General features: G+C 67.8%; 1 pseudogene. It reads right to left on the bottom strand.

Features of this window, described 5'->3' with window-relative positions:
* A pseudogene (gene narH / locus WDW90_RS38945) lies at positions 1-289 on the bottom strand (nitrate reductase subunit beta); the annotation flags it as partial.

The following is a 289-nucleotide window of genomic DNA, read 5'->3' as shown; positions in this document are numbered from 1 at the left end:
CCGCGATCCTGCGGTCCGTGGTCGCCCGGGCCGCCCATGCCTGGGCCGCCGTCCGAGTCGAGCGAGCAGGCCAGGTTCTCGAGGTCGCGAGCCTGTTCGACGTGCGCCTTGGGGATGACGTAGCGATCCTCGTACTTCGCCACGGCCAGCAGGTGGTACATGGCCTCGATCTCGTCCCCGGTCATCCCGACGAGGTTTGCGATGCGCTCGTTGGGCTCCTGACCGAGGTTGATGTCGCGCATGTACGAGCGCATGGCCGCGAGCTTGCCGAGCGAGTCCTCGATCGGCA

This window comes from Methylobacterium nigriterrae, from assembly GCF_037106235.1.
In the GTDB taxonomy this organism is placed as follows: domain Bacteria; phylum Pseudomonadota; class Alphaproteobacteria; order Rhizobiales; family Beijerinckiaceae; genus Methylobacterium; species Methylobacterium nigriterrae.
The sequence above is the reverse complement of the archived record's forward strand: the minus strand, read 5'-3'. Positions and strand labels throughout refer to the sequence as shown.